At 71.6% G+C, this 8067-nt stretch carries 8 protein-coding genes; 4 read left to right on the top strand and 4 right to left on the bottom strand.

Annotated elements, in window-relative coordinates:
- Nucleotides 1-516 precede the first annotated feature (516 nt).
- Nucleotides 517-2196, bottom strand: a complete 1680-nt coding sequence (locus tag AB0K03_RS28490; RefSeq protein ID WP_364690701.1) for a CocE/NonD family hydrolase — start codon at nt 2194-2196, stop codon at nt 517-519.
- A 179-nt stretch (nt 2197-2375) separates the two neighbouring features.
- Between AB0K03_RS28490 and AB0K03_RS28485 the strand changes: the two genes are divergently transcribed.
- Nucleotides 2376-3728, top strand: a complete 1353-nt coding sequence (locus tag AB0K03_RS28485) for a serine/threonine-protein kinase (RefSeq protein ID WP_364690698.1) — start codon at nt 2376-2378, stop codon at nt 3726-3728.
- On the opposite strand, the gene AB0K03_RS28480 is transcribed toward AB0K03_RS28485, so the two are convergent.
- On the bottom strand, nt 3729-3920 hold the full coding sequence (locus tag AB0K03_RS28480) for a hypothetical protein (protein WP_364690695.1): 192 nt from the start codon (nt 3918-3920) through the stop codon (nt 3729-3731).
- Between the two features lie 145 nt (nt 3921-4065).
- On the opposite strand from AB0K03_RS28480, the gene AB0K03_RS28475 reads away from it, so the two are divergent.
- From AB0K03_RS28475 to AB0K03_RS28465, 3 genes are read left to right on the top strand one after another with little or no spacing between them, the layout of a single operon-like run.
- Nucleotides 4066-4242 (top strand): hypothetical protein, encoded by a 177-nt coding sequence (locus tag AB0K03_RS28475; protein ID WP_364690692.1) that lies wholly within the window; start codon nt 4066-4068, stop codon nt 4240-4242.
- A gap of 6 nt (nt 4243-4248) precedes the next feature.
- On the top strand, nt 4249-5058 hold the full coding sequence (locus tag AB0K03_RS28470) for a hypothetical protein (protein WP_364690689.1): 810 nt from the start codon (nt 4249-4251) through the stop codon (nt 5056-5058).
- Nucleotides 5055-5243: a DUF7489 domain-containing protein gene (locus AB0K03_RS28465; RefSeq protein WP_364690686.1), complete on the top strand. Its 189-nt coding sequence runs from the start codon at nt 5055-5057 to the stop codon at nt 5241-5243. The genes AB0K03_RS28470 and AB0K03_RS28465 overlap by 4 nt, the downstream gene beginning before the upstream one ends.
- A 113-nt stretch (nt 5244-5356) precedes the next feature.
- On the opposite strand, the gene AB0K03_RS28460 is transcribed toward AB0K03_RS28465, so the two are convergent.
- Nucleotides 5357-5698 carry a hypothetical protein gene (locus tag AB0K03_RS28460; RefSeq protein WP_364690683.1) on the bottom strand — a complete coding sequence of 114 codons (342 nt, stop codon included), beginning with the start codon at nt 5696-5698 and terminating at the stop codon, nt 5357-5359.
- A 261-nt stretch (nt 5699-5959) separates the two neighbouring features.
- Entirely contained in the window at nt 5960-7468 is a 1509-nt protein-coding gene (locus AB0K03_RS28455) for a methyl-accepting chemotaxis protein (protein WP_364690680.1), read from the bottom strand.
- Nucleotides 7469-8067: the final 599 nt, after the last annotated feature.

Genomic DNA, 8067 nt, shown 5'->3' with positions numbered 1-8067 from the left:
CGGCGAGGGTGTCGAAGCCCTCGACGAACTCCGAGAGGATCCGCAGCGCCCGCCAGCACCGGCCCGCCAGCACCGGCGCCCCGCCAGCACCGGCGCCCCGCCAGCACCGGCGCCCCGCCAGCACCGGCGCCCCGCCAGCACCGGCGCCCCGCCGGGTCCGCCGGGTCCGCCGGGTCCGCCGGGTCCGCCGGTTGAGCGGCAGTCTGCGTCCGGGGTGCCTGCGTCGGGGCCTCCACCCCGGGCGGCCTACGGCCTACGGTCGGGCCCTGCGGCCGGGCCCTGCGGTCGGCCGCCGGGCCGGTGTAGGGGTGCTTCGGGCCGCAGGCGCGCTTCGGGCCGCGGGTTGTTGCCTCCGGCCAGGGGTCGTTGCCTCCGGCCGGGGGTTGTTTCTTCCGGGCCGCGCGTTGCTCGGGCTGCTCCGGAGCCGCAGACGTGGCTTGCAGGCTGCAAGCTGCTTGAGGCCGCGCGGCTCGTCGGCTGTTCGGCCGCTCGGCCGCTCGGCTCGTCGGTCGTCGGTCATGCGGTTGTCGGGACGATCAATCGTGACTGTCCGCAGTGGATTGTGTGAACCGACGGCGCCAGCTCTGCGCCGTTCTCCGGCTTGCCGTCCGTTCCCAGGTTCCGTGCGAATCGGGGGTGCGCCCCGCCCGACACCTGCAGCCGCAGCCGGTGGCCCGCCCTGACCCGATGGAAGCACGGGTCCAGCCGCAGCGTGAGCCGCTGCACCACGCCGGGCGGGACCGACGGGTCCAGGCGGAGCAGTGCGTCCGAGAAGTTGTGGGAGCGGCCCGACGGGTCGACGTCGCAGAGGCGGGCGAAGACGTCCGCGTACGGGTTGTCGACCGAGATGTCGATCTCCAGGGCCGGGGTGCCCGCCAGGTCGAGGTCCGTGGTGAACGCCGGGGCGGTGAAGGTGACGACGTCGCCGCGGGATTCGAGTTTGCGGTTGTCGCGTACGCCCATGGTGCCCGAGAGGACCCGGCCTCCTACCGAGGGTGTCGGGTCTTGCGGGTCGTAGCGGAAGATCACGGCGCCGGGTGGTGCGGACTTCGCCGAGGTGAGGGTGCCGTCCGCGGTCAGCGTGAAGGTTCGCGGCCGCGTCGCGGGCGGCCACTGTGGCAGGTCGTGCCATTTCTCCTCGCCGGTGCGGAAGACGCTGACCGTCCCGGCCAGGCCCGATGGTGCCGTCCCGGCCAGGCCCGATGGTGCCGTCCCGGCCAGGCCCGATGATGCCGTTCCGGCCGGGCCCGATGATGCCGAGCCGGCCACGTAGTGGTCGAGCCACGCGAGCGTGGCCGGTTCCGTACGCGTGGCGCCCTTCGTCGCGACCCCGAAATGCGTCCACGGTCCGATCAGGAGCGACACGTCCGCTCCCCGGGCCCGGAGGGTTTCGTACTGGGTGAGCGTCTGGTCGAGGAACAGGTCCTGCCAGCCGCTGATCAGCAGCACCGGTACCGCGACCCGCTCCAGCGCCGGACCCGCCCGGTACGCGTCCCAGAACGGATCCGAGTCCTCCGGGTGCGACAGCCATTCGCGGTACCACGGCGCGCGGCCCTGCAGCACGGGTTCCGCGGCGTCGGCGAGGGGTAGCCCCTGCAGTCCCGGCCGTACGCGTCGGCGGGCGGTGGTGAGGTGGCGGATCCGGTTGAGGCCGCGGTGCTCCTGGCCGGTGATCTGATGACTCCAGCTGAGGAAGTCGCCGAGGGTGAAGGCGCCCGTGCCGAAGACCGCGTCTCGGAAGTCGTGGGGGCCCACCGCGATCACCGCCATCTTGAGCTCCGGCGGTGGGTCGAGCAGGAGTGTCCACTGGGTCCAGCCGAGGTACGAGGCGCCGAGCGTGGCGAGCCGGCCGTCGAACCATTCCCGGGTACGCAGCCACGCCACGGTGTCCTGCCCGTCGGCGGTCTCCTGCGCCATGGGGACGAACGTGCCGCCCGAGCCGAAGGTGCCCCGTACGCTCGCCACAACGACGTGGTAACCGCGCGCCGCGAGCATGCGGCCCTGCAGGAGCGAGGCCGGCAGGCCGCGACCGTACGGTGTGCGGATCAGAACCGTTCCGCGTGCCCCGTCTCGGGGCGCATAGTGGGTTGCCCGCAGCTCGACACCGTCGCGCATCGGGATGCGCACGTCGGCCTCCACCGAGTAGCGGGTGCGTGGCGGCGGCAGGTGGAGCAGACGTCCGAGCGGTGAGTTCATCGGGCGCCTCCCAGGGGCCGTCGCGGAAGATCCATTCTGGTGGACGCGGCGCGGAGAGCAAGTAGCCCTCGGTGAAGACGTGATCACTTTCCGATTTGAGCGATCTGTGTACTCAAATTCTCCGTGACTCCGGTGATCTCTCTGGGCGCGGCGCGCCGGGGCGGGCAGACTGGCTCGCCGTGGAGGCGCAGCGGGTGCTCGGTGGTCGCTACACATTGCTGGACGTCCTGGGCACCGGAGGAATGGCGGTGGTCTGGCGCGCCCGCGACGAGGTCCTCGGCCGGCAGGTCGCCGTCAAACTTCTGGCCGGACGGTACGCCGGGGACGCGCAGTCCCGCGCCCGCATCCGGGACGAGGCGCGAGCCGCCGCGACGCTCTCGCACCCCAACGTCGCGCAGATCTACGACTACGGCGAGGCCCTCGACGGCGGGCGGCTCACCCCGTACGTGGTCATGGAGCTCGTCCACGGCATCACCCTGCAGCAGCGGGTGCGAAACGGCTTGCTGGAGCCGCACGAGATCTTCCGGATCGGCGCGCAGGTGGCGGCCGCGCTCGCGGCCGCCCACGCCGACGGCCTGGTGCACCGGGACGTCAAGCCGGGCAACGTCATGGTCACGCCGGCCGGTGCGAAGGTCGTCGACTTCGGGCTGGCCGCGACCGTCGGGCCGGTCGAGCCGGACGACGAGTTGCTCGGCACCCCCGCGTATCTCGCGCCGGAGCGGGTGGTCGGCGGGGCGGTCGAGCCGGCCTCCGACGTGTACGCGCTCGGCGTGCTCCTCTACCGGCTGCTCGCCGGGGAGTCGCCGTGGACGGTCGACAGTACGACCCAGATGCTCACCGCTCACGTGTCCGTCGAGCCCGTCCCGCTGCCGCAGCTCCCCGGAGTGCCCTGGGCCGTCACCGATCTGATCAACCGCTGCCTGCGTAAGGATCCCGCCGAGCGGCCCAGCGCGGCGGAGGCGGCGGAGGTCCTGGCCACCGGCGGGGAGCGGGCGAAGCCGCGGGCGATCCGCTACCGCACGCTGCTGCTCGCAGGCGGTGTCGCGGCGGCCGTGGCGATCGTCGGGCATGTCTGGATGGTGCTGCGTACGCCCCACGCTCCTGCGGCGGTCATGCCACCGGCTGCACCGGCCCAATCGCGGCCGGCCGTGGCTCCCGTCGAGGTGGATCCCGGATCGCCCGGGTCCACGCCGGCGACCAGGGCATCGGCGAGGAAAAGGACGACGGTTCATCCCGAGTTCAGCCCGGAGCCGGCGCCGCAGGGGCGGACGTTCACGTCAGCCGGTGGCAGCGTCACGGCACGGTGCGTGGAGGGCCGCCGGGCGCAGCTCGTGTCGTGGGAGCCCGCGAGCCCGTACGAGGTTCAGCGCGTGAACGCCGGACCCGCGCTCGCGGCGATCGTCGTCTTCGAGCACGCCAAGAGCGGGAACGTCACGAACGGGCACGCCACGAACGGGCACGCCACGAACCGGATCCGGTTGACGGTGACCTGCGTCTCCGGCACCCCGGCGCTGGTCAACCGGCCCGCCTGATCAGAGCTCCGGCTCCTCGCCGGTGGCCGGCGGCACCTCGTTCGGGTCGTACGGCTCGAGCCCGGCCGCGACTCGCTCGGCTTCGGTCCGGCGCGCCAGCTCGTCGTCGTCGAGGTGGGCGGGCGCGCCGCCGTGGAAACGCCGGTCCCTGTCGCCCTCGGCCGCCTGGGTCTGGAACTGCTCGGTAGCCATGCTGCCTCCCGATCTGGCGTTGATCTGTCACCCACCGCTTACCCGCTCCGGCGGCCGGCACGCCTCAGATCACCTCCGCGAAACCCTCAGAGTCGGGGCGGTTCTGCCGATAAAGGGAGCCATCAGTCAGCACGAGGAGGCAAGCATGGACGCCTATCTCGATGTCGCGTACCGATGGATCAGCAACCTCGTCGGCCCGCAGTCGGTGATTCCCTGGTGGGCATGGGTGGCCGCGCTCGGCATGGTGTTCTGGGGTGTGCTCGCCCCCGGGGTGGCTGCGTGGAGCGAGCCCGACCGGAACCCCGGCCAGGTACGTCGCTGACGCTCTGTGCGGCGCCGGGCCGCTCTGACGCTGGTCGTCCTCGCCCTGCAGAGCCTGACCAGCCCTCACCTGTACGGCGCGGCCGGCTGGGCGCCCCGGCCCTTCGGGATCAACAGCGCGTACGCGGAGCTGAACCTGCTGTACCACGCCGTCTTCAGCGTGGCGATCCCCATCGCGCTCGTGGAACGGATCTTCCCGGCTTTGCGGCGGAGGCCCTTCCTGCGCCGGGGCGGCCTGGCCGGCACCTCGATCGTGGCTGTTCTCGGCGTCGGGCTGCTGCGGGTCTCCGTGCCGCCGTCCGAGGATCCCGGATACACGCTTCCGGTGCCCGCGGTGGCCGTCCTCGTCCTGTTCATCGTCGGGCTGGCGGTGTGCGCCGTACGGTTGCCGTCTTCTTCGAGACGGCCCGGCGCCGAGCCGCCTCGGCCGGCCCTCGTCGGATCCGGGTGCGCGGCCGCGGTGCCGGCGTATCTGGGGTTGCTCTACCCGTTCGCCGGGGCTCGGCAGCCGGCGTTCACCGACGGGCTGTGGGTGCTGGTCCCGATGCTGGTCGCGGCTGTCGTCGCGGGGTCGGCCGGCCTGGCCCTCCGGCGCTGGTCGGCCGCGCCCGGCTGGACACCGCGGCACCAGCTCGCCGCCCTCGGGGGAGCGCTCCTGGCGCACACCGCGTTCGGAGCGATCGCTGTCGCCGCACCGCGTGGTGCCCCGGACGTGGCCGTGCAGCTCGCCTGGGGTGGGGCCACCGCGATTCTGCTCGTGCTTCTGGACCGGCGCCGCCCCGCACCGGCCACGCCCGGAGAGAGGATCCCGTCATGACGAAGGACGCCTGGGAGGGCACCGTGATCAAGAAATCGCGCGGCCTGCTGGACGGCTCGTCCCTGTACCGGCGCCTGACGATCAGGTTGGACGACGGCAGCATCACCAAGATTCGCGTCAGCCGTGACCTGTGGGTCGCCGTCACCGTGGGCGACACACTGACCAAGGCCTCGGCGCGGTCCTGATGGGACGACCCGCGCCCCTGATCCTCGGTCCCGAGGTCGGGGCATGGGGCGCCGGGGTGGTTCATGGGGTGGGGCACCCGGAGCGACGACGCCCCACCGCCATCGCGTCGGTCCTACTGAAGCGTCATGCCGGTGACGTAGCGGTAGTCGCTCCAGCTGCTGCCGGTGAAGCTGAGGTAGACGTTGACCTTCTCGCCCCGCGTGTAGCTGCCCGGGATCGAGACGCAGCTCTTCGCGGTGTCGCCCCCGTAGTCCCATGCCTGCGCGTCCGCACCGTTGTCCCAGGCCTCGTAGTGCACCCCGGCGTAGGCGCTCGACCCGGAGTTGTAGACCCGCACGCAGGCCTTCCGTGCCGACATGTCGAGGTAGGCGTAGGCCTTCCACTCGCCGTTACGCGTGAGTACCACGTCGTTGGTCGCTGCGGCGGCGGGCATCGCCGTTGCCCCGAGCACCACCGCGGACACCCCCGCAAGCGCCGCAGTCCATGTCGCGAAACGTCGCATCTATCCAAGACCTCCCAGCTAGGCCCCGGACTCTCCCGGGGCGCCGTGCCGGGACCGTAACAGCTAATCAAGCCCGCCGCCTGCTGAGAACGGCGGACGGTAGCCGTGCTGGTATTCCCAGCGAGGGGACTCGGGCTCCGAGCTACGTAGCGGACGATGCCCCCGTCATTCGCCGTCGTCGGTATTCGGTGGCGCGTACCGCCGAAGGCGGCTTCACCGAGGGGCGTCCACCATCTGCTCGATGAGCGCGGCGAACTCCGTGCTGATCCGGTCCGCCTCCTGGGTCAGCTGGTCCGACACGTGCTGGATGCGGGCCGCCACGGACCCGGTCCGGTACGCGGTCTCGCGGACGCTGCTCTGCGAGCCGTCGCCGCCGGCGATCGCTGACGCGACGTGGTCGGTGGCGGCGCCGAGCGACCGTACGGTCTCGGCCATCCGGGCCATCACGGTGGCCGCGTCGTGCGACGTCGCCTGGATAGCCTCCACCTCGGCGGCGATCTGGTCGGTGGCCGCTGCGCTCTGCTGCGCCAGTTCCTTGACCTCGTTCGCGACGACGGCGAAGCCCTTGCCCATCTCACCGGCGCGCGCCGCCTCGATGGTCGCGTTGAGCGCGAGCAGGTTCGTCTGCGCCGCGACGCTGCGGATCACCTCGATCACTCCGCCGATCGTCTCGGCGGCCGTGGTCAGCCCGATGACGGTGTCACTGACCTGGTTGGCCTCCTCGGCGGCCCGGGCGGCCGTGCCGGTGGACTCGGCCGCCTGGCCGGAGATGTCGTCGACGGCGGTGCTCAGATCCCCGGTGGTCGAGGTGAGCTCGGTGGCGGCCTGCTGCATGCCAGCCACCGCGTCGGTGATGCGGTCGTGCACCGTGCGCACTACGACCTCCACCCGGCCGGCGAGTTCCACTGCCGCCTGCCGCTGGTCCTCTGCCGCCTGCTCCTGCAGTTCCGCGTTCTGCTGTTCCAGGGCCTGCTTGGCCTTGAGGTTCTTGTGCAGGGTGTGCACCGCGGCGGCCATCCGGCCGACCTCGTCGTGGCCGGCCGGCGGCAGGTCGACGTCGGTCTCACCGTCGGCCAGCCGAGCCAGCGTGCCGGTCAGCCGGCGCACCGGACGGGAGATGGAGACGCTGACCGCGCCCAGGCCCACCAGCAGCAGAGCGAGCACGATGCCGGTCTGCAGCAGGACCTCGTTGCGCTTCTCCGCCACGATCACGTCGACGTCGTCGATGTAGATGCCGCTGCCGATCACCCATCCCCACGGCTGGAAGCCGGACACGTAGGACAATTTCGGCACGGGGTCGCGGTGGTTCGGCTTCGGCCACAGATAGCTGACGAACCCGGAGCCGTCCGCGCGAACAGTCTTGACGAACTCGACGAACAGCAGCTTGCCGTTCGGATCGGCGTTCTGGGACAGATTCGTACCGTCCAGCTCGGGCTTGGTCGGGTGCATGACCATGGTGGGGGTCATGTCGTTGATCCAGAAGTACTCGGCCTTGTCGTACCGCATGCTTTTGATCGCGGCCTTGGCCGCCGCCTGAGCCTCGTCGCGGGTCATCGTCCCGTTCGCCTCAAGCTGCTGGTAGCCGGCCACCACCGAGTACGCGGCCTCCACGAGGTTGCGCGTCTTGGTCTGCCGCGCCTCCATCTCGGCGGGCCGGATGTCGGAGATCCGGGCGAAGGCCAGCACGAGGACCCCTAGGACCGCCACCACGGCCACGGCCATGAGCTTCACTGCAATCGAAACGCGTCCCTTGCGCATGGGTGCCAGCCTCCGGTTCGACGTGTCCGTAGTCACTCTTTCGCCGAACAGCGCCGAAACCTGAGAGGAATGCCCTCGCCGGAGAACGCTGCCGCCCCGATCGCATCGTCCGAGCCGGGTGACCTGCCCGCACCTCACCCAGGCGCGGAGGCCGGCGATGAGGGCCGGCGCCGACGGTGCAGACCGGCAGGCCGGCAGGCCGCTGAGCCGTTTGCTGGTACGTGTTCGCGGGGCGACTGGGACGTCTCAGACCCGGCAGGACGGACGATCGGGCCCGGCGGGAGGGAGGCGGTGATGCGTGGACCAACCGCGAGGCGGGAAGAGCGGCCGGATCCGGGAGGCGGCGACGAACGTCGTGCGGCACAGCGGGGCGAGCCGGTGCGTGGTGCGATCCCAGCGATGCCCAGCAGTCAGAACGGCCGCAACCGTCTCGCACAACGGCCGCAACTGTCTCGCACAACGGCCGCAACTGTCTCGCACAACGGCCGCAACCGTCTCGCCAACCGCAAGCCACGAACCGACCGGGGGTCCGGGGGCGGAGCCCCACGGCGTGGGGTCTGGGG

The organism is Actinoplanes sp. NPDC049316, assembly GCF_040677315.1.
Lineage (GTDB): Bacteria > Actinomycetota > Actinomycetes > Mycobacteriales > Micromonosporaceae > Actinoplanes.
The sequence above is the reverse complement of the archived record's forward strand: the minus strand, read 5'-3'. Positions and strand labels throughout refer to the sequence as shown.

Coding starts and splice junctions, on each gene's coding strand:
- AB0K03_RS28490 (WP_364690701.1), bottom strand. CDS start 2,196: ATGAACTCACCGCTCGGACGTCTGCTCCACCTGCCGCCGCCACGCACC.
- AB0K03_RS28480 (WP_364690695.1), bottom strand. CDS start 3,920: ATGGCTACCGAGCAGTTCCAGACCCAGGCGGCCGAGGGCGACAGGGAC.
- AB0K03_RS28475 (WP_364690692.1), top strand. CDS start 4,066: ATGGACGCCTATCTCGATGTCGCGTACCGATGGATCAGCAACCTCGTC.
- AB0K03_RS28465 (WP_364690686.1), top strand. CDS start 5,055: ATGACGAAGGACGCCTGGGAGGGCACCGTGATCAAGAAATCGCGCGGC.
- AB0K03_RS28455 (WP_364690680.1), bottom strand. CDS start 7,468: ATGGCCGTGGCCGTGGTGGCGGTCCTAGGGGTCCTCGTGCTGGCCTTC.